Raw genomic sequence first — 20,885 nt, forward strand, 5'->3', positions numbered from 1 at the left:
CATGCGGGGAAGCGCTGCCGGACTGGCTTATCACGGCAGGACCGCCTCGATCGGCTTTGCCCACGGCCCGCTCGTCCGTGTCGATGCGGGCATGAATGGCGAGCGGATCGCAGGCTCGCTGGTCGAGGAGGCGCTCGATCTTCGCAAGGCGATCGACGCGGCGAGTGGGCAGATCGCCGAGCTCGCCGCGATCGCGGGAGGTGAGGCCGCGCAGATTCTCGAGTTCCAGGTCGCGCTGTTGGAGGATGAGGATTTCATCGAAGCGATCTTCACGGCAATAAGCGAAGGGGACGCCGCCGACGTCGCGTGGCGTTCCGCGCTCGACGAGCAGATTGCGGACTATAATTCGGCCGAGGACGAGTATCTGAGGGCGCGCTGCTCCGATCTTGCGGATCTGCGCGACCGCATCATCAGCATCTTGCGCGGAGGCGGGGGCGAGGCCCCCAAGATACCGAGCGGTGCCGTCGTTTGCGCCGACGATCTGCCGCCCTCGCGTTTCCTGGAGATCGACTGGTCGGCCGGCGGTGGTCTTGCGCTCCTGCGCGGTAGCCCCACCAGTCATGTCGCGATGCTGGCGCGCGCGCGAGGCATCCCCATGGTCGTGCAGCTCGGCGCCGTTCCGGAGATCGGCGCGACGGCGCTGCTCGATGGCGAGGGCGCTACTCTCGAGCTCGATCCCAGCGTCGAGCAGCTCCGGCTATTCGAGAAGCGGCGCGAAATTCATCGCAAGAGCCGGGCGTCCGCGCGGGCGATCCTGCGACGGCCGACCGCATCATGGCGCGGGGAGCGGATCAAGCTGCTCATCAACATCCAGCGCGTCGAGGATCTCGATCATGCCGACGCACAATATGCCGACGGCATTGGATTGATGCGCACCGAGTTTCTGCTCGCCGAGCGCGGCGGCCTGCCGGACGAGGAGACGCAGTATCGCGCCTACGATGCCGTTCTGCGCTGGGCCGATCGACGCCCGGTTACCATTCGCACCTTCGATGCCGGCGGCGACAAGCCGGTACCTGGATTCACCATCGACGGTGAGGCCAATCCCTTTCTGGGCGTGCGTGGCCTGCGGCTTTGCCTCGCCCGCCCCGAGATTTTCAGCGTGCAGCTCCGCGCGCTGGCGCGTGCGGCCGTGCATGGAAATCTCAGGGTCATGTTTCCGATGGTCACGGCGCCGGACGAGTTCGAGTCCGGACGGAAGCTGTTCGCCGAAATCGTGCAGCGCTTGCAGGCCGAGGGCATTGCCGCGATGCTTCCGGAGCTGGGAATCATGGTCGAGGTCCCGGCGGCGGCCCTGGCGATCGCGACCTTCAAGGCCTCCTTCTTCTCGATCGGCTCGAACGATCTCGCGCAATATGTCCTTGCGTGCGACCGTTCCAATGGAGCTCTCGCCCCCTTGATGGATCCCTTGCATCCGGCCCTGCTCGAACTGATCGCGCGAACCGCGGAGCACGGACGTCGCACTGGCACCAGCGTCAGCCTGTGCGGCGACATGGCGGGCGATCCGCGCTGTCTGCCCGCGCTCCTGAATTGCGGCCTGCGCGAGTTGTCGGTGAATGCGTCGGCGCTCGCGCAGATCAAGCAGACCATCGACCGCTTGAGCAGCGGAGGCGGGCTTGGCTGACATGGCGATCGATGAACCTGCGGAGGCCGGCGCCGTTGCGGTCTACAAGCGCATCTTCAAGGAGGTGCTCGAGAGCCGCCCGTCAGGCATGCGGTTGCGGCTGGCCCATGCCATGGGCAAGAACCGCAGCTTTGTCAGCCAGATCAGCAACCCGGCCTATCCGGTGCCGATTCCCGTGCAGCACCTGAACACGATCTTCGACGTCTGCCATTTCCCGCCGCAGGCGAAGGCGGCGTTCCTTCGTGCCTACACCCGTGCGCACCCGCGCCGGATCGGCCGCCTGACGGAGGGGGCGCATGAACGGACGCTGACGCTGCACCTGCCGGACCTCGGTAGCTCGAAGCGCAATGCGGAGCTCGATGCGCTGCTGCAGGAATTCGCGCGGCGCTTGAGTGCGATCATACGGGAAAAATGAGCGCCAAGCTCAGGGAGACGAAGCGGGGAGGAGAACATGAAAAAGTTCATCAATTCGGTTGATGGCGTGCTCGCGGAGAGCCTCGACGGGTTGGCTGCGGCGCATGCCGATCTCGTGACGCTCGGGCCCGAGCGGAAGTTCGTGCGGCGCCGCGAGCTCAATTCGCGGAAGGTCGCGCTCGTATCGGGCGGCGGGAGCGGGCACGAGCCGCTGCATGCGGGCTTCGTCGGCTATGGCATGCTCGATGCGGCCTGTCCGGGACAGGTCTTTACCTCGCCGACACCGGACCAGATCGTCGAGGCGGCGCAGGCCGTTTCGGGCGACGCCGGCGTGCTCTTCATCGTGAAGAACTACGCGGGTGACCGCATGAATTTCGAGATGGCGGCCGAGATTTCCGAGGGGCTCACGGCGACCATCGTGACCGACGATGACGTCGCGGTCGAGAATTCCACCCACAGCATCGGCCGCCGGGGTGTGGCCGGGACTCTGATCGTCGAGAAGATCGTCGGCGCGGCGGCCGAGAAGGGGGCCGACCTCCAAGCTTGCGTTGCACTCGGCGAGCGCGTCAACGCCCGGACGCGCTCGATGGGGGTGGCACTAACGAGTTGCACGGTTCCGGCTGCAGGCACGCCGACCTTTGTGCTCGCCGACGATGAGATGGAAGTGGGTGTCGGTATCCATGGCGAACCGGGACGCCGCCGCGTCAAGCTGGAGCGCGCCGATGCGATCGCTCTTGAGATGACCACTGCCATTGCCGGGGATCTCGACGCCCGCGAGGGCAACGAAGCCCTGCTTCTCGTCAATGGATTTGGCGGAACGCCCGCGATCGAACTCTATCTGATGTACAATGCGGCGCGGCGGATGCTCGAAAAGCGCGGCTTGCGCATCGCCCGCTCGCTGGTCGGCAGCTATGTCACCTCGCTGGACATGGCGGGGTGCTCGCTCACCGTGACTCTGCTCGATACCGAGACCCGTGCGCTTTGGGACCATCCCGTGCGCACGGCCGCATTGAAGTGGTGACGGCGGCTGCGAACGGCTGCTGATGATTTCGATCGTGCTCCGGCGGATGATTGGCCGGGGCCACGCCTCACGCATGCATCGGGAATTTTCCCGGTTCACCCTCCCTGAAACTTGCCGTGTCCTTCGGACACGGCTTCTTTTTGGGGCGGTAGACAGCTATTTCTCTGGCCCTCCCAAGCGCGGGGTCCGGCGAGCCCATTATGTGGCGCCGTCGGATTGGCCGGGTGTGATCCAACTTCATCATGTCCCTCACGCTTCGTTGAGGCTTTTCCTGAATTGCCCGCACGATGGGGTGCTTGTCACTTACGTTCGCTGCGCTTCGATCACGTGGCGGTTGGTCGGCGTGCTCCGGTTAGTTCAGTGTAGGTTTCGCGCGTTGCGCGAATGCTCGCTATTGCTGCCGCGCGCACGAGATTGTCGATCTCGGGTGGCGGCGCTTCACCGCGCGAGATGTGCGGGCGCACTCCGGCATAGGGGATGTCAATGATCGCGAATCGAGCCGCGCGTCTCAACGTGGGCGAAACCTCGCCAAATAGCCGTCGGGTTATGTTGTCCAGGACAACGTCAAACTCCTTTCCCAGGCGCCGTGCTTCACGCTCCATATCTGGCGGCCAGCCACCTCCTACAAACTCCTCCCTCCGATGCATGATCGCGATCCGAGCACCTGTTCGATCCGACCTGACCCACTGAGGAACGAACAGACTGGCGGCGATGGCGGCCTCGTTAGGATCGTCGTGTCGGAGCGCCGCTGAAAAACCCCGGTGAAATGCCGCAATCTTGCCGAGCCACAGGCGGCCCAGCAGTTCGTCGCGTGATTGAAACCGGTGATAGATCGATCCGGACGGCGCCCCAAGCGCATGGGCGATCGCGGACATCGTGGCGGCGGCTACGCCAGAGTTCGCGATGATACGCGCTGCGCTATCAAGAATCTGATGTTCGGTGAACTTCGATGGTCTGGGCATCCGAATTAGATACTAGACTCTATTATTGAAAACAAGTAGTCTCGCGACCGCGAAGTTGCCGTGCAAAACAGGAGGCTGCCGATGATTGTCGCCGTCACTGACTCATTGGCAGATCAGGTCAGACACGACAGGTTTCCCTGGTCGATCGGCCCTAACGCTAACTCGCGCAGTCAGCCGAATGCGTCGGAGCACAGGGCGTCTCACGCAAGCCTTCGAGGTCACGGGCGATGACCTTACCAACTGGCCAGCGCGCGATCGCTTCCTTTCCGCGTTTCGGTTTACCGCGCTTCGCGAAGCGCTTTCCCAGGAAACCAGACACGGTGCGATTTGAATTGAGCAGTGACGGTCGTGTCGTCGGCGAAGTAGGGCCGGATCGTTGGGGAGCATTGCCGCGAACGGCCCAGCTCAGCGACTTCCATTGCGTCACAACCTGGAGCAGTCTCGGCCACCGCTGGGAAGGCGTTGGCTTTCGGGACTTCTGCACCGCGTTCGCTTTAACTCGAGCGTGCGAAGACCAACTGGTTGTGTTCCGCGGAAGCGATGGCTACCACGCCGCTTTGCCGCTGGTCGATCTGTTGCAGCCGGACGTGCTGCTCGCCGATCGTTTGGACGGCGCGCCGCTCCCTGTGGCTCATGGAGCGCCCCTCCGGTTGGTGGCACCGGCCCACTACGGCTACAAGAACGTCAAACATATCGAGCGAATAGAGTTCGGCGTCCATCCGCGTCGCTATCGCCCGGCAGGGCCTGGCTTCATATTCCATCCGCGGGCTCGTGTCGCGATGGAGGAGCGCGGCGTCGGGTTTCCAGGGTGGCTCCTGCGGCGCGCATATCGGCCTTTGATCGTCCCGACCATAATGCGTTGCGCGGAAGCGCTCGAACCTGCGTCGAAGTTGAGGTCAGGCGGTCAATGACTGATAACGGCCCGACATGAACGCGTACAAGACCTAATACCCGGTGGCCACGTGAAGTTCGTCGCCGTCACCTATGGCACCGAGGGCGATACGCGCCCCATGGCGCTGCTTTGCCGGGCGCTGATGGATGCCGGCCACCGCGCCCACCTGCTGGCCGACGTCGCCACGCTCGGCTACGCCGCGGCCCTCGGTGTGCCGGCAACCGGCCTCGCCGGCGACATTCGCTCCGCGCTCCGGCAGGACACGCTTGCTAAAAGCGGCGGCGGTTTCGCCGACACGGCGAGCGCATTTGCCCGCATCGCTACCGCTAAATCCGAAGCGTGGCTCCGCACCACGGCCGCCGCCGCAGAAGACTGCGACGCCGTGGTTCTCGGCGGTCTGGCCGGCTTCGTGGGCCTTTCTGCTGCCGAGGCCTTCGGCATTCCGGCCATCGGCACCGGGCTCATCCCGATCACGCCGACGGGTGAATTCGCCTCACCATTCGTGCGCCCGGGTATTGTGCCGCGCTGGCTGAACCGGACGAGCCACAGGCTGGTCAATGCGTTGCTCTGGCGCATCTTCAAAACATCGGTCAACGCGGCCCGCGATGCCGTGTGCGGGCTGCCGCCACGCCGCAGTGTTTGGACCGACCATCCGATGCTCTACGGCATATCCCCAAGCCTCGTGCCGCAGCCAGCCGACTGGCCACCAACCGCGCGGATCTGCGGCCAGTGGCTGGCGCCCGTGACGGACTGGTCGCCCCCAGCGGCGTTGGGCGAGTTTCTCGCCGCAGGCGAGCCGCCGATCTATTTCGGTTTTGGCAGCATGGGGGGTCTCTGCGGCGCGCAGTTGATAAGCGAGGCGCTGGCGGCACTGCGCGGTCGGCGCGCGCTGTTCTACCCCGGCTGGGGCGCCGTGGCGGCCGACTTGCCCGCTAACGTCCATCTGTTGGCGGACGCACCACATGGCTGGCTATTTCCCCGCGTGGCGTTGGCGATCCATCATGGCGGTGCCGGCACTACCCACGCCGCGGCCCGTGCCGGCGTGCCCTCGGTGGTAGTCCCATTCGCGGGCGACCAGCCTTTCTGGGCCGATCGCCTGCACAAAGCTGGCGCAGCCCCGTCGCCTGTGCCTGCCAAAAGCCTGAGTACGGGTCGGCTTGCGCGCGCGATCGACGAGGCGAACAGGGACGCTCCACGCGCCAGCGCCATGGCGCTCGCCGTGTCCATCGCGCGGGAGGATGGGTTGAAGGCGGCCGCCACGGCGATCGTAACTCTGGCGCGGCGCGACGTCTGGGGACGCCGCGGCCTTCAGTGAAACTCGATTTGTATCGCTAACCCTTTATGACTGCGCACCTGTCGCCGATCGCGCTAGGCGACCGAACGCCTGGCTTGATCTGGATCAAGCTCCGTGGCGGGCCGCCCCGCTAGCTGCTCAGAAGCCGTCTGCCGGCCCGGAGGCAATGAGCCTTGAAGACGCTTCGCCAGCTTCTGTCTGCGGAGGACGTTGTCCAGCTCGTGATCCGGCTGGGCCTGCTCGGGCTGCTGATCTTCTGGACCTTCCTCGTGATCCGGCCGTTCGTGCCGATCCTGAGCTGGAGCGCCGTGCTGGCCGTGGCGTTTCATCCCGTCTTCGCCTGGCTCGCCCAACGCCTCGGTGGCCGGCCCCGGACAGCTTCAGCCGTTCTCACCCTGGTCACGCTGGGCACCGTCATCGGTCCCGCCGCCTGGCTCGGCCTCAGTGCAGTCGAAGGGATCCGGGACCTCGCGGGCCAGATCAGCAGTGGCGATCTCGCGCTCCAGGCCGCGCCGGAGCAGATCAAGAGCTGGCCGTTGATCGGTCCTCAGCTCTACGCGATCTGGAACGAGGCCTACACGAACATCCGTGCGGCGTTGCGCGAGGTGACGCCGTACTTGAAACCGCTCGCCGGAATGATGCTGTCGTTTGCCGGTGACACCGGAATTGGAATGCTCCAATTCCTGCTGTCGGTGATCGTCGCTGGTTTTCTGCTTCCGCACGGCGCGCAGCTCGTCGCCGCGCTCCGCGGCTTCCTGTTGCGCATCGTACCCGGCCAGAGCGAGCACTTCCTCGAGCTCGCCGGTGCCACCATACGCGCCGTCGCGCAGGGCGTCATCGGTGTCGCCATCCTTCAGGCCCTGCTGGCGGGCATCGGCTTCAAGCTCGCAGAGATCCCGAGCGCGGGACTGCTCGCGGTCGTCGTGCTCCTGCTGTCGATCGTCCAGATCGGCGCCGCCCCCGTCCTTCTCCCCGTGCTGGTCTGGATCTGGATGGACAAGGACGTGACGGTCGCCCTGCTGTTGACGGTCTATCTCGTCGTGGTCGGCCTGCTCGACAACGTGCTGAAGCCGCTCCTCATGGGGCGGGGCCTGACGACGCCGACGCTCGTCATCCTGATCGGGGTCATTGGCGGTACGCTCGCGCACGGGATCATCGGCCTGTTCATTGGGCCGATCATCCTGTCGGTGGCCTGGGAGCTTGCGACCGCGTGGATGGGGATCGGCCGCGTTGCGCCAGCGCGCGTCGATCAGCCGACCGTTGTCGCGAAGGATGCCGTCGAGGCACGATTGACCTAGATTGAAAGGCTGGCTTCAACCCGATGATGCTCCAATTCCTTGTCGGCACACTCGTCAGCGTGATCAATATCGGAATCCACGCGCTCGTGACGGTGGTCGCCGTCACCATCGCCCGCAGTGCCGTCCCGCGCCATACCAGGCGGCCGCGATTGCACCTGATGAGCGCCATGATCGCGGTCGCCGTCGTGTTGAAGGCCGCCCACATGCTCGAAATTCTGACATGGGCGGTGACCTATCATGTCGTCCGGGCCGCCGCCGCCGACGCGGATATGCTCTACTTTGCGTTCGTCAACTACACCACGCTCGGCTATGGCGACATCACGCCGGTACGCGAATGGCGGCTGATCGGCCCGCTGACTGCCATGAACGGTGTTCTTCTGTTCGGCTGGTCCGCCGCCATTCTGTTCGAAGTCTTGCTCAAGACGCTCGACCGTCTCGGGCTCACGGAAAAACCCGGTGCGGACCTGCCGCGCACCTGATACTGTCGCCTCGGTTAATCGCGACCTTGCGGATCGTGAACGGCATTTCGCCGGCTCAGGACTGCAGATCGAGGCTTGCGAGCTGATGCCGGTCGAGCAGAACGATCTGGCGTTGGGTGTTGCCGATGAAGCCGAGAACGCCGAGCTCATGCAGCCGCGACAGAGCCCGCGAGACGGTCTCCAGCGTCAGGCCGAGATAGTCGGCGATATCGCGTCGCGACATCGGAAGCGCCATGACGCCGGCGGCCGTCAGGCGCTTGTCCATTTCGAGCAGGAACGCGGCGACGCGCTCCAGGGAGGTCTTGCGGCCGAGAAGCAGCATATGGTCTTCCGCGTGCTGGAGGTTGCTCGTGGTCATGCTGAGCAGGTTTCTGGCCACCATGGCATCGCCCTCGGCCACGGTTTCCAGGCTTTGGCGTTTGATCAGCCGCACCGTGGTGTCGACGATGGCTTCCGTCGTGAACCGATGCTCGCTGCCGTTCTCGAGCCCGAAAATGTCGCCGACGAGGTGAAATGCGCCGATCTGCCTGCGGCCGTCCGACAGCAGCTTGTAGCTTCGCACCGCACCGGACTTGACCTGGTAGACATACTCGGCCGGCTCCTTCTCGCCGTAGATCTCGGAGCCTTTTCGGTAGGAAAATTCGCTTAAATTGACCAGCGCATTTGAATGACTTGCCATGCCGAGGTCGCGGAGAGTATTGGGACGCAGCGTGGAATCCGTCGTGATGCGAACGAACATAGGCCAACTCCTCAGCTTTTCCGCCGAATTGGTCTGTCAAACGAAATACTTTGCCGAGAATGCGCCGCGCAATCCCACTCCCGCCGAAGTTGATTTTCGGCCAAGGAAGTATTCTTATCCATTGTCCCGAGGTTCATTGTACCAAAGGACAGCACTGGCGATTGCTGCGCTGGATGATAAGCCCGGCCACAGGGCGATGCGACATATTGCGAAGCAGATATTTCGACCTTCAAACGTGAAGATCGATTTGAAAAATGAGAAGGACGTCGGGCGTCCCAATTGATTTTTGGCGAGAGGTAGAGTTGCCAGGCCTTGTTCACGTTGTTGACGACGACGCGTCCTTTCGGACCGCGATCGAGCGCCGGCTGAAGCTCGCGGGATACGAGGTAGCTACCTATGCTTCCGCACTGGAGCTGCTGGATTCGCTATCGGATGAGGAGCAGGTCGGGTGTATCCTGCTCGACGTCCGGATCCCTGGCCTGAGCGGTCCGGACCTGCAGGCCCGGCTGGTCGCGTCCGGTTCGATGTTGCCCATCATCTTCCTGACCGGTCATGCCGACACGCCAACGACGGTACGTGCGATCAAGGCCGGTGCGGAAGACTTCCTGACCAAACCGGTGTCGTCCGAGCAACTGCTCGATGCCATCGAGCGGGCGCTGGCCAGTCAGCGGACGGCGCGCGCCCAAGCCAGCAGGCTCGATTTGCTTCGTCGTCATCTCGCCGCGCTGACGCAGCGCGAGCGGCAGGTGTTTGATCTGATCGTGCGCGGCCGGATCAACAAGCAGATCGCGCATGAGCTGGGGACCACAGAGCGCACGGTGAAGGCGCACCGCCATCAAGTGATGGAGAAGATGCAGGTTCGCTCGCTGGCGGAGCTCGTTTCGATCGCAGAGCGTCTCGGAATGCTCGATCCGGACGAAGGCTGACGGCTTCGGGACGGCGTGAAGTTCCCTCAATCTGCCTGTCTCAAAGGACAATGCCAAGACGTGTTGACAGTGCGCGGCGAGCTGTGTGCTATAATGCACATACACCCGCGCAAAGAACGCGGAGCGATCGTATCCAATATCCCACCGTGGTCTTCCAGAAAGGCAAGTCGCCTTGCCCCTGCGCGAGTCCGTCTTTGTCGTAGACGACGATCTGTCCATGCGTACCAGCATGGACAGGCTCCTGCGAGGATACGGCTTCGCTACCACCCTGTTCGACACGGGTAGCGCCTTGCTCGATCACGGCAGGTTCCACACCGCGATCTGCATCATCCTCGACGTCAATCTGGGTGCAAAGTCCGGCATCGAGGTGCGGCGAAGCCTAGCTGAGAAAGGCATCGCGGCGCCGGTGATCTATGTCACCGGCAATGACAGCCCGGCAAACCGCGCCGCGGCGATTGCCTCAGGCTGCATCGCCTATCTCATCAAGCCCTTTGCGGCGCAGTCCTTGATCGAGTCCGTGGAGCGCGCCCTCGTCTTATAGCTCCGCGCGGCCGTCATTCGTCGACATATTGCTCGAGTGTCCTGGACGGCGCCCCCTTGTGAGCGGAGGCAAATTGCGCCAAGGGAATCGAGGTCGTCAGGGCAAGAAGATTGGAATCGACGAGTTCGAGCAGAAGCGTCTGACCCTTTTCCATCTCCGCGATGATTGTTGGCGCCACGACGTCGGCCGCGATGCATAGATTGGTGAGACACCAGGTATAAGGAATGCGGAACGCGGCACCGTGGTCGATGGCTAGTTTCGGTGATTGCTGCAGGTACATCCCGACGGGTACGAAAAGTTGCAGGCGGGCCGTGGGCGCGTCCTCCCGCTTGATCAGATCGACGCGCACGGCCGTCTGCCCGGTCGGGAACCGGCCGGTGATCGAGGTCCGGCAGAGGGTGGGTGCGCCGCCGGCCTTGAAGCACAATTTTTGCCAGCTGCCATAGCTGATGTCGTTGGCTTCGCGCTGGCCGCGCGTCGCGACCTCGGGGGGCTTTTCGGATTGCGCCGCCTTGGGCGAAGCGACAGCAGCGATCGTGGCGGCCCCGACTGCTGCAACAACCAGAAGGCCAGAGAGACAATCAAGAGCACGGGCCATCGCTGCAACTCCGAGATCGAGACTCAGTTCTGCGCATCGAGAAACTTGGCGACCAATGGCGACCAGAGCGGAACCGCATCCGACGAACCGATGAAGAAATGTCCCTCGTTGCCGAACGGCGGCATCAGGTGATATTCGGCCCGGCCGCCGGCGGCGATGAAGGCAGCGTGCATGCGCTTTGACAGCTCGGGACCGAAAAACGTGTCGTTCCCGATGTAGATCCACAGCATCGGCACGCGCGATGTGCGGCCGAAATCGGCGGTAGCCTCGACCAGGCGGTCGGGCGCGCAATTGTTGTTCGGCTTGCCATCGACGCGTCCACCGCGGCCCCCGGCAAAGACAATGATGGCCTTCACCTGCGGCGGGTTCATGCTCGACAGGGCGATCGCAGCCCAGCCGCCGGCGGACTGCCCGACCACGATCACGTCTTTGGGAATGATGCGCTTCTCGGCGGCCATATAGTCGATGATCCAGAGATCGACCTGGGCGATCGCAAGGCCGGCGTCATGGAAGTTCGGATTGGTGCATTTGCCGACCTTCGAGAAGAACGGCCCATAGAGCGCCCGCTCGGGGATATCGATCGCTGCTGCGCCATACCCGCTGCCGACCGGCGCCACGACGAGATAGCCTCGCCTTGCGAACCATTTGGCGGCGTCGCGAAATTCCACCAGCGGAAAAAAGCTGCGATTGGTCGGGTTGAGCGAGACACCATGGTTCATGATCACCAGCGGAAACGGTCCGTCGCCGACCGGGCGCACCAGATAGGCGAACATCGGCAGCGGCAGGGGCAGCGCCCAGATTTCCTCCTGGATGCGGACCTCGTCCCCGGCGCGCGTGGGCGATACGGCCATGAAGAGGGCGAGGAAGGTGATCGCGAGAGAATGGAGCAAGGCAGGTCCGCGTCGCATCCCCGCCTCCCTCAACCTGCGTAGGTTGCGGCCACGACGATCGGGCCGAGTACCGTGAGCACGACATTGCCGACCGCGTAGGGGACGGCGACGCCGAGCACCGGTGTCTGGCTCTCGGCAACGTCGCAGGCGCCGGTGACGGCGGCATCGACCGTCATCGCGCCGGCGAGCGCACCGCAGGTCACGACGGGGTTCATGCGCAGCAAATAATAGGCAACGAGCGTTCCGACCACCATCGGAACCAGCGTGACGACGATGCCCATGCCGACCAGCAACAGGCCGTGGGCCTGGATCGCCGACCAGGCAGCGAGGCCGTTGCCGAGTCCGATCGCCGCGATGAAGCCGCCGAGGCCGATGTCGCTCAGGGTCTGCTGCGCCGCCGGCGGCATTGCGCCGATGCCGGGCCGGCGCGTCCGCAGCCAGCCGCAGACGAGCCCTGCGATCAGCGCGCCGCCGCCGCCACCCAGCGTCAATGCGACAGTGCCGACTTTGAAGCTGGCAAGGCCGGCCAGAAGACCCACTGCGATGCCTGCGGCGAGAAAGGCGATGTCCGTGCGGTCGCTCGTATTCAGGGCGTGTCCCACGTGCGCCGTTGCCCGCGCGATATTGCTGGTGCTGCCGACCAGCGTCATGACGTCGCCGAGGTAGACCCGCGTGTCGGGACCGAGAGGCACTTCGCGGCCCATGCGCGTCAGCGCACGCAGGAATACGCCGCGTGTATTGTCACCGAGCCGGTCAACGATCTCGCGCAGCGAGCGGCCGTGCAGCTGGCGGTTTTCGACGAGCACCTCGATCACGTTGCCGGGCAGGTTGCGCAGCAGTTCCCCCGCGTCGATCTCGGCCCCGAGAATCGGCTTGGCTGCGACGATCGCCGCGGTCGGACCGGCCATGACGATGTCGTCGCCGGCCTCGAGCACGGTGTCCTGCTGCGGCTTGATGTCGGCCCCGCTGCGAACGATCCGCTCCACGACCGTGCGGCCGCCGATCTCCGCCTCGATGGCACCGATGGCACGACCAGCGCCGGCCGACACGCGATAGGCGCGGGCCTGGAATTTGCGATAGGACAGGTTTTCCGTCTTTGGCGGCGCGCCGCCGGCGAGCTCCGCCTCGAGTTTTTTCGCCTCTGCCTTCAGATCGATCCGCATCAGCCGTGGCGCGATGAATGGCACGAAAAGGAGCGTCAGGATGTAGCCGAGCACGTAGGTCACTGCGTAGCCCGCCGCGATGTTGGCTTCCTGCTGCTTCAGCACGTCGCTCGGCAGGCCGAGCTGCGCCAGGGCGCCAGATGCGGTGCCGATCACCGAGGATTGCGTCAGCGCCCCGGCCGTCAGTCCCGCCGCTGTCCCTGTCTCCAACGTGAAGACACGAGCGAAGATGAGCACCAGGACGAGCCCGGTGGCGCCGATCACCAGCGCCAGCACGACCTGCGCCAGGGTCCGCAGGCTCAGCGAAGCGAAAAATTCCGGTCCAGAACGGTAGCCGATGGTGAACACGAACAGGCTGAACAGGATCGCCCTGAGGATCGGCGGGAACGTGAAACTCCCGAGTTGTCCGATCAGCACGGCGACAATCAGGATGCAGGCGGTGGTTCCGATCGAGAAGCCGCGGATCCTGATGCGGCCGAGGATGGTGCCGATCGCGATCGCGAGCAGCAGGAAAATTTCCGGTGCGGTGGCAATGATCCACCTGACGGTTTCCATGGCATTCCCCCGGCGCTTTGGCGTGATTTGATTGATGGCGGCGGGGGTGTTGCTTGATCCAGATCAAGCCTTCGCGGCAACGTGGCGTCGCCTATGACGCGATGGAATGTGCGCGACAGCCCGTATTGCCGACATGAGTACCTTTGACGTCGCTGCCGGCGCGATCCGCCGCGATGAGACAGTCGAGATCGTCCTGCTGCTCGCCTTTGCCGGCGGCTATATCGACGCTTATACCTGGATCATCCACGGTGTGATGGCGAACGCCCAGACCGCCAATCTGGTTTTCCTCTGGGTCTATGCGACGGCCGGCAACTGGGCGAAGGCCTTGCACTTCGTTCCGCCAATACTGGCTTTCGCGATCGGAATCGTGCTTGCAGCCTGGCTGCGCCGCGTCGCGGGCGAGCGGGCCAGCGCGATCAGCACATTGATCGAGATCCTGCTCTTGATAGCGATCGGTATTCTGCATAATCGGCTGCCCGATCTGGCCGGAACGCTCGGTATTTCCGCCGTGGCGGCGATGCAGGCCGCGATGTTCCTCAAGGTCGAAGGCACAGCGTGCAGCACGGTGATGATCACCGGCAATATGCGTCAGGCTATCGAGAACGTCTTCGCAGTCGCAGCAGGGGGCGCGCCACTGGGAACGCTGCGGCGTTCGGGCATCTTCTTCGCACTATGTGCCGTGTTCGGCTTCGGTGCCGCGGCCGGCGCTCTTGCCACCAAGAACATTCCCGATCTCGCGTTGGGCCTGCCCGTGGTCGCGCTGTTGATTGTGTTGCTGCGCTGCGAAGCGTCCCGTTCGGAGGACGGGCGATGAACCGCTCGATGTCCGTCAGGAGTTTCTGGGACTGGGCGCCGAACCTCGCGGCCGCCTTCGGCCATGGCTATCCCGTTGCGGGCGGCCTGTCGCAATCGGCGCTGAATGACAATGCCGGCGGACGGACGCCGCTGGCGCTGGCGGTCGCATAATGCATGCGACCGTTGACTTGGATCAACGGAGCGACCCGCGCCGCACCCACGATCCCGCATCACCTTCGGTAAAAGGATCGGGAGAGAGAGATGTCCAAAGAGGCCAAGCCCGCACAGAAGCGCATCGACCAGTTCTTTTCCGGCCCCGGTGCACGGGCAGACGACTGGCGCGACCTTGTGGAAGCAGCAAAGACCTGGGCGCGCGTCGGCAATCGCACAGCCTATGACGCAGCGCTGGCCGATCTTTCGATCACCGAAGAATTTCACGGCTATCCCGGTCCGCACCTCATGGCGGCGCTGCGGGAAGCTGCGGCCGCCGGCGACGGCGCGTCATCGTTCGCCCTTGCGACGAGAATTGCCCAGGCACTGGCGACCCGATCCTTCCGCCAGCATGCCGGGGACTGGAACGCCAAGGACGACGACAATGGTGACGCACCCGAACTGGTGCCGCCGGCCTTTGGCGCGCACAGCGCGCGCAGGCCGTATTTCGAGACCCTGATCGTCACCGGCGTATCATCCAGCCAGTGGCCGGCGCTGGCCGCCGAATGGCGCAAGCTGCGGCGCCCGGTCGACGCGTTCATCTACGAACCTGTGATCGTCGGCAGCCTGGAGGACGCCTTCTGTGCGACGATGCTCAATCCGAACATCGGAGCAGTCATCATCAACGAGGGTTTCGGCCTGCGTTCGCGCCACGATGCGCCGGTGTTGCGCTCGATCATGGCCACGGCCGGTCTCAACGACGAAACCGATGCCTCGGCGCTGCGGCTCGCCCAGATCATCAAGCGCGTCAGGCCCGAGCTCGACCTTTACATGATCTCGAACCGGGACGTGGAGGAATTGGCGGGCAATCCCGAGGCGGATGTGGTCCGCCGCATCTTCTATTCCGTCGAAGAGCTGCTGGAACTGCATCTGTCGATCCTGGAAGGCATCCAGGATCGCTACGACACGCCGTTCTTCGACAATCTCAAGAAATACGCGCAGCGTCCGATCGGCACCTTCCATGCGCTGCCGATCGCGCGCGGCAAGTCAATCTTCAAGTCCGACTGGATCCGCGACATGGGTGAGTTCTACGGCCCGAACCTGTTCCTGGCCGAGAGCAGCGCCACCACCGGCGGTCTCGACAGCATGCTGGAGCCGACCGGCAACATCAAGAAGGCGCAGGAGAAGGCGGCGAGGGCGCTCGGTGCCGATCGCGTCTTCTTCGTCACCAACGGCACCTCGACGTCGAACAAGATGGCGGTGCAGGCGCTGCTGGCGCCCGGCGACATCGCGATCGTCGACCGCAATTGCCACAAGTCGCATCATTACGGCATGGTGCTGGCCGGCGCGCAGCCGCTCTACGTCGAAGCCTTCCCGATGACGGAATATTCGATGTACGGCGCGGTGCCGCTGAAGACCATCAAGCAGGCGCTGCTGGGCGCCAAGGCCGACGGCCGGCTCGACCGCGTCAAGATGGTCGACCTGACCAACTGCACCTTCGACGGCCATATCTACAACACAAGGCGGGTGATGGAGGAATGCCTCGCCATCAAGCCCGATCTGATCTTCCTCTGGGATGAAGCCTGGTTCGGCTTCGCGCGGTTCTCGCCGTTCCTGCGCCGCCGCACTGGACTTGGCGCCGCCAACGAGATCGAGGCATGGATGCGCCATCCCAAGTCGGTCGAGGCCTATGAGAAGCAGCAGGCCGAGCTCGGCAAGAACCCGTCCGAGGAGGCGCTGCTCAAGACCCGCCTGATCCCGGATCCCAGACAGATCCGGCTGCGCGTCTACCAAACCAACTCGACCCACAAGTCGATGTCGGCGATCCGCCAGGGCTCGATGCTCTCGGTCAAGGACGTCGAATTCCACACCGTCGAGCAGCAGTTCAAGGAGGCGGTGTTCACCCACGCCTCGACAAGTCCGAACCAGCAGCTGATCGCCAGCCTCGACATCTCGCGGCGGCAGATGGAGCTGGAGGGCTATGGCCTCGTCGCCAATGCAATCGAGATTGCGTTCGCGATCCGCCAGGCAGTCAACAACAATCCGCTGATCTCGAAATACTTCCGCATCCTCGGTGCCGACGCCATGGTGCCGGCGCAGTATCGCCAGAGCGGCTTCACCGACTTCCTCGCCCCCGGCGTCAACTGGGCGAATACGCTGAAGAGCCTGAACGAGGACGAGTTCTGTCTCGACCCGACCCGCATGACGCTGGTGTGCGGCATGGCCGGCTATGACGGCACGCAGTTCAAGGGCATTCTCGCCAACGAGTACAACATCCAGGTCAACAAGACCTCGCGCAACTCGGTGCTGGTCCAGTCCAACATCAACAACACCCGCAGCGATGTCGCGCATCTCGTCCGTGTGCTCGCCGAGATCGCGGGCGAGATCGATCGCGGCCTTGCCCAGGGCGGTGCCAATGCGCGGAAGGTCTTCGAGGCACGGGTGACGAGCCTCATGAAGGACGTGCCCGACCTGCCGAACTTCTCGCATTTCCACCCGAGCTTCCGCGGCGATGCCGGCACCAAGACCAATGAAGGCGACATCCGCAGCGGCTTCTACGCGGCCTATGACGTTGCCGGCTGCGAGCACATTCGCCTCAACGATCCCGAGATCGACCGGCGGCTGAAGGCCGGTCCCGAGCTCGTCTCGGCCAATTTCGTCATTCCCTATCCGCCGGGCTTCCCGATCATGGTGCCCGGCCAGGTCATCACCCAGGAGACCATCGACTTCATGCGCAAGCTCGATGTGAAGGAGATCCATGGTTACGACGCCAAGGAAGGGCTGAAACTCGTACGGACTGAAGCCTTGGCCACGCTCGGCAGGCCAAAGCCCAGCGCGCAGCCAAAGCTCAAGGCCGCGTCATAGGCCGGGAGGGGACGAACATGCAGGCATTTTTCGAATTCTTGCAGCAGTACCCTTATTTGCTGCTGTTCTTCGTGGTCGGTCTCGCCGTCTATATCGGCCGGGCCAGCATCAAGGGTTATGGCCTCGGCATGGTCGCCGGTGCCATCGTGGTCGGCGCGGGCCTCTCGGTCTGGGCATCCAGCTATGGCGTGAAGCTCGAGCTGAATAACTTTGCCAAGAGCCTGTTCTACTATCTCTTCATGTACGGCGTCGGCCTGCGCGTCGGTCCATCCTTCGTCAACAGCCTGAGGGGCGACGGAATCAAGTTCCTGTTCCTCGCGGTGGTGTCGAGCGTGATCGGCCTGACACTGGTCGTGCTTGGGGCGAAGCTCTTCGCATTGCCGCCCGGTGCGGCCGGCGGCATGCTGGCGGGTTCGCAGACCATGTCGGCGGCGATTGGTTCGGCCGAGCAGGCCGTCACGTCGGGTGTCGTGAAACTGCCTGCCGGGATGAAGCCAGAGGAAGCTTCCGGCATGATCGCCTTGTCCTACGGCATCACCTATATTTGGGGGACCGTCGGCATCATCCTGATCTGCAAATATCTGCCGCGCTGGTGGGGCGTCGATGCCAAGGCCGCCGCGAAGCAGTATGAGCAGGAGTTCGGCGTCAAGGATCTCGAAGGCGGCGGTCTGACCGGCTACCGTCAGTTCGGTCTGCGCGCCTACCGGCTGGAGAATCCCGCGACGGTCGGGATGAGCATCGCCAAATTCCGCGCGATCAATCCGGAATATCGGATCGTCAACGTGGGGCGTAATGGCGAGCCGCAGGGCGCAGATCCCGAGCTCGTGCTGCAGAAGGGCGATATCGTCGCGCTGGGCGGCTCGACCGAGCATTTGACCGAGAAGATGGGCCTGATCGGTCCGGAGGTCGCCGACGCCAAGACGCTCGGTATACCCATGGACCAGGCTGAAATCGTCGTCTTCAACAAGGACGTCGTCGGGCGTACTTTCGAATCCTTCCGCGACACGGCCATCGCCGGCCAGCTGCAGGTGACCAAGGTCGAGCGGGGCGGCGTGCAGATCCCGGCCGGTCTCAAGACCAAGCTGGAACGCATGGACATCGTCTCAGTGGTCGGCCTGAAGTCGGCGGTCAACGAGCTCGGCGAGATGTGGGGCCGCATCGCGCGCGCCAACACCTCGACCGACCTGCTGACCCTGTCGGTCGGCATGATCATCGGCTTCCTGATCGGCATGATCGAATTCCCGGCCTTCGGCGCCAAGGTCGGGCTCGGCAATGCCGGCGGCCTGTTGCTGTCCGGCGTGATCGTGTCCTCGGTCGTGTCGCGTCTGCGCTTCTTCGGCAATACGCCGAATGCGGCGCGAAACGTGCTCGAGGATCTCGGCCTCGTCGTGTTCGTCGCGATCGTCGGCGTCAATGCTGGCGCCGGCCTGTTGGCTCAGCTCACCGGCGCGCTCGCGCTCAAGATCTTCATCGTCGGCTTCATCGCGTGCACGATCCCGCCATTCATCGTCTGGGCGATCGGATTCCACGTCTTCAAGATCAATCCGGCGGTGTTGATGGGCGGCGTTGCAGGCGCGCGCTCGCATTCCGGCCCGTGCCGTGAGGCCGCGGTCGAGATCCAGAGCTCCGTGCCCTGGATCGGATTCCCGGTCGGCTATGCCGTCTCGGGCATCCTTCTCACCATCTTCGGCTACTTCGCCATGATCCTGGCTCAATAAGGGGAAGACACGTCATGAGAAAACTGATCTTCGGCGCCGTCCTGGTCGCCTCGCTCGCAACCGTTGCCGGCTTCAGCACATCGGCGCGTGCCGATACCGGCCAGGTTGCGGTCGTCTTCACCAAGGGTGGCTTCATCGTCGGCGCCGGTGGCGGAGAGGGCGTTTTGGTCTACCGGGGCAAGAAGTATCCGTTCACGGTGTCTGGCATGAGCGTGGGCCTCACCATCGGGGCGTCGACGACGAAGTTCGTCGGCCGTGCCCTCAATCTGAAGGGGCCGGCATCCATCGAAGGCTCCTATGCCGTGGGAGGAGCGGGTGGGGCAATCGCCGCAGGTGCTGGCGCGGTTCAGTTGCAGAACAGCAATGGCGTCATCCTCCAGCTCAGCGGTCCCAAGGTCGGCGCGGAAGTATCGGCTGCCGTCGGCGGCGTCACAATCCGTCTGAAATCGAGTTGAACGGGCCGCGCAGCGCGCCCGTTCACGTGCGCGCTGCAGGAGCCCACCTCACAAAGCCTTCGTCTTGTTGATTCAAATCAAGCTCGAATCGGATCGGTACCCGACCTTATCGTTGGGTGCCTATCGCGGTCGTGCGGCGGCATCATCCAACAGCGAGTGATGGCACCCCAATCATAGGAGGAGATGCCATGCTTCGTTATCTTCTGGCTGCTCTTGCGGCCTTTGTCCTGCTCACCGTCAGCCTCATTCCCGACGATGCTTTCGCTCGTCGCGGTGGTGGCGGCTTTCATGGCGGCGGAGCGCGTGCAGGTGGCTTTCATGGCGGAGGTGTCCGCGGTGGCGCTGTTCACGCGGGCCGCATCCATGGCGGGCACCGCGTCGCCGGAGGTCCGCGCCCTGCTCATCCGATAGCCGGTCGTCCCGGTCGCTATCCAGTCGCAGGTCGCCCGGGTCGTCCGGTCGCCGGTTATCCGGGATATCGTCCTGGCTACGGCTACGGCTGGGGCCGCGCGGCCGGCGCCGCCGCGGTTGGGGCCGCAGCAGCGGGCGCTTACGGCGCTTACGGCTACTACAACAATAGCTGTTATCAGGACACCTACGGCAATTGGGTCTGCCCGCAGCAAAACCGGTATGGCTATTGAGCGATTGACGGCAAAGCGCGATGACGATTCATCCTCATCGCATCGCGCTTTCGCGGCCTGATGCTGCTCAATAGCGCTGCGCGACGAAATTCATCCCCTTGAGGCTGGTCTGGTCGTTGTAGCGTCCCTTGTCGGAGCGCTTCGGCAGCTTGATCGTGTCCTTCTTGATGCGCTTGTAGGGGATGGCGCCGAGAAGGTGGGCGATGCAGTTCAGCCGCGCCCTTCGCTTGTCGTCGGAGCGGACGATGTGCCAGGGTGCTTCCTTCGTGCTGGTCTTCTTCAGCATCAGGTCGCGCGCCCGCGAATAGTCGTACCACCGCCGGAAGGATTCCAGGTCCATCGGACTGAGCTTCCACTGCCGGACCGGGTCGTCGATGCGGGCCTTGAAGCGGCGCTCTTGCTCGTCCATGCCGACCTCGAGCCAGATCTTGATCAGGATGATGCCGCCGTCGATGACGTATTTCTCCATCTGCGGGCACAGGTTGAGGAAGCGCTCGTGCTCGGCGGGGGTGCAGAAGCCCATGACGTATTCGACGCCGGCGCGGTTGTACCAGCTCCGGTCGAAGATCACGATCTCGCCGCCGGCCGGAAACCGCTCCATGTAGCGCTGGAAGAACAATTGCGTCTTCTCGCGGTCGGATGGCGCGGGCAGCGCGACGACCCTGAACACGCGCGGGCTGACCTTCTCGGTGATCGCCTTGATCGTGCCGCCCTTGCCGGCGGCATCCCGGCCCTCGAACAGGATGATGACCCGGAGCTTGTTCTCCCGCACATAGTCCTGGAGGTGGCACAGCTCGACCTGCAGCTTCTCGAGCTCTTTCTCGTAATCCTTCCGCTTCATCCGCTCCGCAGCTGCATCCTTGGCCAT

Annotated in this window: 20 protein-coding genes and 1 pseudogene; 15 read left to right on the top strand and 6 right to left on the bottom strand. The window is 64.0% G+C overall.

The features are described 5' to 3' along the window. The first annotated feature begins 1 nt into the window (after nucleotide 1). From ptsP to dhaK, 3 genes are read left to right on the top strand one after another with little or no spacing between them, the layout of a single operon-like run. Nucleotides 2-1,621, top strand: a complete 1,620-nt coding sequence (gene ptsP, locus XI05_RS39070; protein ID WP_271511825.1) for a phosphoenolpyruvate--protein phosphotransferase — start codon at nucleotides 2-4, stop codon at nucleotides 1,619-1,621. 1 nt (nucleotide 1,622) lies between these two features. Further along, a complete protein-coding gene (locus tag XI05_RS39075) occupies nucleotides 1,623-2,036 on the top strand; it encodes a hypothetical protein (RefSeq protein ID WP_172784643.1) in 414 nt (137 codons plus the stop codon). Nucleotides 2,037-2,072: 36 nt separating this feature from the next. Next, nucleotides 2,073-3,056 carry a dihydroxyacetone kinase subunit DhaK gene (gene dhaK / locus XI05_RS39080; RefSeq protein WP_271511826.1) on the top strand — a complete coding sequence of 328 codons (984 nt, stop codon included), beginning with the start codon at nucleotides 2,073-2,075 and terminating at the stop codon, nucleotides 3,054-3,056. A gap of 323 nt (nucleotides 3,057-3,379) precedes the next feature. Here dhaK and XI05_RS39085 read toward each other — a convergent pair whose 3' ends face one another. After that, a complete protein-coding gene (locus XI05_RS39085) occupies nucleotides 3,380-4,018 on the bottom strand; it encodes a TetR/AcrR family transcriptional regulator (RefSeq protein ID WP_271511828.1) in 639 nt (212 codons plus the stop codon). Nucleotides 4,019-4,245: 227 nt separating this feature from the next. On the opposite strand from XI05_RS39085, the gene XI05_RS39090 reads away from it, so the two are divergent. The 4 genes from XI05_RS39090 (at nucleotide 4,246) to XI05_RS39105 (ending at nucleotide 7,981) form a co-directional block, all read left to right on the top strand. Beyond that, the gene (locus tag XI05_RS39090) at nucleotides 4,246-4,929 is read left to right on the top strand and encodes a molybdopterin-dependent oxidoreductase (protein WP_271511831.1); all 684 of its coding nucleotides are present in this window, start codon (nucleotides 4,246-4,248) and stop codon (nucleotides 4,927-4,929) included. Nucleotides 4,930-4,980: 51 nt separating this feature from the next. Then, complete coding sequence (locus XI05_RS39095) at nucleotides 4,981-6,225, top strand: glycosyltransferase (protein WP_271511833.1); 1,245 nt, start codon at nucleotides 4,981-4,983, stop codon at nucleotides 6,223-6,225. Between the two features lie 152 nt (nucleotides 6,226-6,377). After that, nucleotides 6,378-7,502, top strand: a complete 1,125-nt coding sequence (locus XI05_RS39100) for an AI-2E family transporter (RefSeq protein ID WP_271511834.1) — start codon at nucleotides 6,378-6,380, stop codon at nucleotides 7,500-7,502. Between the two features lie 23 nt (nucleotides 7,503-7,525). Next, on the top strand, nucleotides 7,526-7,981 hold the full coding sequence (locus tag XI05_RS39105) for a potassium channel family protein (protein WP_271511836.1): 456 nt from the start codon (nucleotides 7,526-7,528) through the stop codon (nucleotides 7,979-7,981). Between the two features lie 55 nt (nucleotides 7,982-8,036). On the opposite strand, the gene XI05_RS39110 is transcribed toward XI05_RS39105, so the two are convergent. Next, complete coding sequence (locus tag XI05_RS39110) at nucleotides 8,037-8,720, bottom strand: helix-turn-helix domain-containing protein (RefSeq protein WP_172784554.1); 684 nt, start codon at nucleotides 8,718-8,720, stop codon at nucleotides 8,037-8,039. 302 nt (nucleotides 8,721-9,022) lie between these two features. On the opposite strand from XI05_RS39110, the gene XI05_RS39115 reads away from it, so the two are divergent. Beyond that, complete coding sequence (locus XI05_RS39115) at nucleotides 9,023-9,646, top strand: response regulator transcription factor (protein WP_260383158.1); 624 nt, start codon at nucleotides 9,023-9,025, stop codon at nucleotides 9,644-9,646. Between the two features lie 172 nt (nucleotides 9,647-9,818). Next, complete coding sequence (locus XI05_RS39120) at nucleotides 9,819-10,187, top strand: response regulator transcription factor (protein ID WP_271511838.1); 369 nt, start codon at nucleotides 9,819-9,821, stop codon at nucleotides 10,185-10,187. A gap of 13 nt (nucleotides 10,188-10,200) precedes the next feature. Here XI05_RS39120 and XI05_RS39125 read toward each other — a convergent pair whose 3' ends face one another. From XI05_RS39125 to XI05_RS39135, 3 genes are all read right to left on the bottom strand, one after another. Beyond that, the gene (locus XI05_RS39125) at nucleotides 10,201-10,785 is read right to left on the bottom strand and encodes an invasion associated locus B family protein (RefSeq protein ID WP_271511840.1); all 585 of its coding nucleotides are present in this window, start codon (nucleotides 10,783-10,785) and stop codon (nucleotides 10,201-10,203) included. 23 nt (nucleotides 10,786-10,808) lie between these two features. Then, nucleotides 10,809-11,636, bottom strand: a complete 828-nt coding sequence (locus XI05_RS39130) for an alpha/beta hydrolase family protein (protein ID WP_271511985.1) — start codon at nucleotides 11,634-11,636, stop codon at nucleotides 10,809-10,811. A 68-nt stretch (nucleotides 11,637-11,704) separates the two neighbouring features. Next, entirely contained in the window at nucleotides 11,705-13,393 is a 1,689-nt protein-coding gene (locus XI05_RS39135; protein ID WP_271511842.1) for an aspartate:alanine exchanger family transporter, read from the bottom strand. A gap of 133 nt (nucleotides 13,394-13,526) precedes the next feature. Here XI05_RS39135 and XI05_RS39140 point away from each other — a divergent pair, with 133 nt between their 5' ends. The 6 genes and pseudogenes from XI05_RS39140 (at nucleotide 13,527) to XI05_RS39165 (ending at nucleotide 20,017) form a co-directional block, all read left to right on the top strand. After that, complete coding sequence (locus XI05_RS39140; RefSeq protein WP_172784561.1) at nucleotides 13,527-14,207, top strand: YoaK family protein; 681 nt, start codon at nucleotides 13,527-13,529, stop codon at nucleotides 14,205-14,207. A 4-nt stretch (nucleotides 14,208-14,211) separates the two neighbouring features. After that, nucleotides 14,212-14,353: pseudogene (locus XI05_RS39145) on the top strand (SulP family inorganic anion transporter); the annotation flags it as partial. Between the two features lie 96 nt (nucleotides 14,354-14,449). Further along, entirely contained in the window at nucleotides 14,450-17,203 is a 2,754-nt protein-coding gene (locus XI05_RS39150) for a decarboxylase (RefSeq protein WP_271511844.1), read from the top strand. A 17-nt stretch (nucleotides 17,204-17,220) separates the two neighbouring features. After that, nucleotides 17,221-18,921: an aspartate:alanine exchanger family transporter gene (locus tag XI05_RS39155; protein WP_271511846.1), complete on the top strand. Its 1,701-nt coding sequence runs from the start codon at nucleotides 17,221-17,223 to the stop codon at nucleotides 18,919-18,921. Nucleotides 18,922-18,935: 14 nt separating this feature from the next. Further along, complete coding sequence (locus XI05_RS39160) at nucleotides 18,936-19,376, top strand: hypothetical protein (RefSeq protein WP_271511848.1); 441 nt, start codon at nucleotides 18,936-18,938, stop codon at nucleotides 19,374-19,376. Nucleotides 19,377-19,564: 188 nt separating this feature from the next. Further along, a complete protein-coding gene (locus XI05_RS39165) occupies nucleotides 19,565-20,017 on the top strand; it encodes a hypothetical protein (RefSeq protein WP_271511850.1) in 453 nt (150 codons plus the stop codon). 67 nt (nucleotides 20,018-20,084) lie between these two features. Here XI05_RS39165 and ppk2 read toward each other — a convergent pair whose 3' ends face one another. Further along, nucleotides 20,085-20,885, bottom strand: a complete 801-nt coding sequence (gene ppk2, locus XI05_RS39170) for a polyphosphate kinase 2 (RefSeq protein ID WP_172784566.1) — start codon at nucleotides 20,883-20,885, stop codon at nucleotides 20,085-20,087.

Source organism: Bradyrhizobium sp. CCBAU 11357 (assembly GCF_028128865.1).
Lineage (GTDB): Bacteria > Pseudomonadota > Alphaproteobacteria > Rhizobiales > Xanthobacteraceae > Bradyrhizobium.

Coding starts and splice junctions, on each gene's coding strand:
- ptsP (WP_271511825.1), top strand. CDS start 2: ATGCGGGGAAGCGCTGCCGGACTGGCTTATCACGGCAGGACCGCCTCG.
- XI05_RS39075 (WP_172784643.1), top strand. CDS start 1,623: ATGGCGATCGATGAACCTGCGGAGGCCGGCGCCGTTGCGGTCTACAAG.
- dhaK (WP_271511826.1), top strand. CDS start 2,073: ATGAAAAAGTTCATCAATTCGGTTGATGGCGTGCTCGCGGAGAGCCTC.
- XI05_RS39085 (WP_271511828.1), bottom strand. CDS start 4,018: ATGCCCAGACCATCGAAGTTCACCGAACATCAGATTCTTGATAGCGCA.
- XI05_RS39090 (WP_271511831.1), top strand. CDS start 4,246: ATGACCTTACCAACTGGCCAGCGCGCGATCGCTTCCTTTCCGCGTTTC.
- XI05_RS39105 (WP_271511836.1), top strand. CDS start 7,526: ATGATGCTCCAATTCCTTGTCGGCACACTCGTCAGCGTGATCAATATC.
- XI05_RS39110 (WP_172784554.1), bottom strand. CDS start 8,720: ATGTTCGTTCGCATCACGACGGATTCCACGCTGCGTCCCAATACTCTC.
- XI05_RS39125 (WP_271511840.1), bottom strand. CDS start 10,785: ATGGCCCGTGCTCTTGATTGTCTCTCTGGCCTTCTGGTTGTTGCAGCA.
- XI05_RS39130 (WP_271511985.1), bottom strand. CDS start 11,636: ATGGCCGTATCGCCCACGCGCGCCGGGGACGAGGTCCGCATCCAGGAG.
- XI05_RS39135 (WP_271511842.1), bottom strand. CDS start 13,393: ATGGAAACCGTCAGGTGGATCATTGCCACCGCACCGGAAATTTTCCTG.
- XI05_RS39140 (WP_172784561.1), top strand. CDS start 13,527: ATGAGTACCTTTGACGTCGCTGCCGGCGCGATCCGCCGCGATGAGACA.
- XI05_RS39150 (WP_271511844.1), top strand. CDS start 14,450: ATGTCCAAAGAGGCCAAGCCCGCACAGAAGCGCATCGACCAGTTCTTT.
- XI05_RS39155 (WP_271511846.1), top strand. CDS start 17,221: ATGCAGGCATTTTTCGAATTCTTGCAGCAGTACCCTTATTTGCTGCTG.
- XI05_RS39160 (WP_271511848.1), top strand. CDS start 18,936: ATGAGAAAACTGATCTTCGGCGCCGTCCTGGTCGCCTCGCTCGCAACC.
- XI05_RS39165 (WP_271511850.1), top strand. CDS start 19,565: ATGCTTCGTTATCTTCTGGCTGCTCTTGCGGCCTTTGTCCTGCTCACC.
- ppk2 (WP_172784566.1), bottom strand. CDS start 20,885: ATGGCCAAGGATGCAGCTGCGGAGCGGATGAAGCGGAAGGATTACGAG.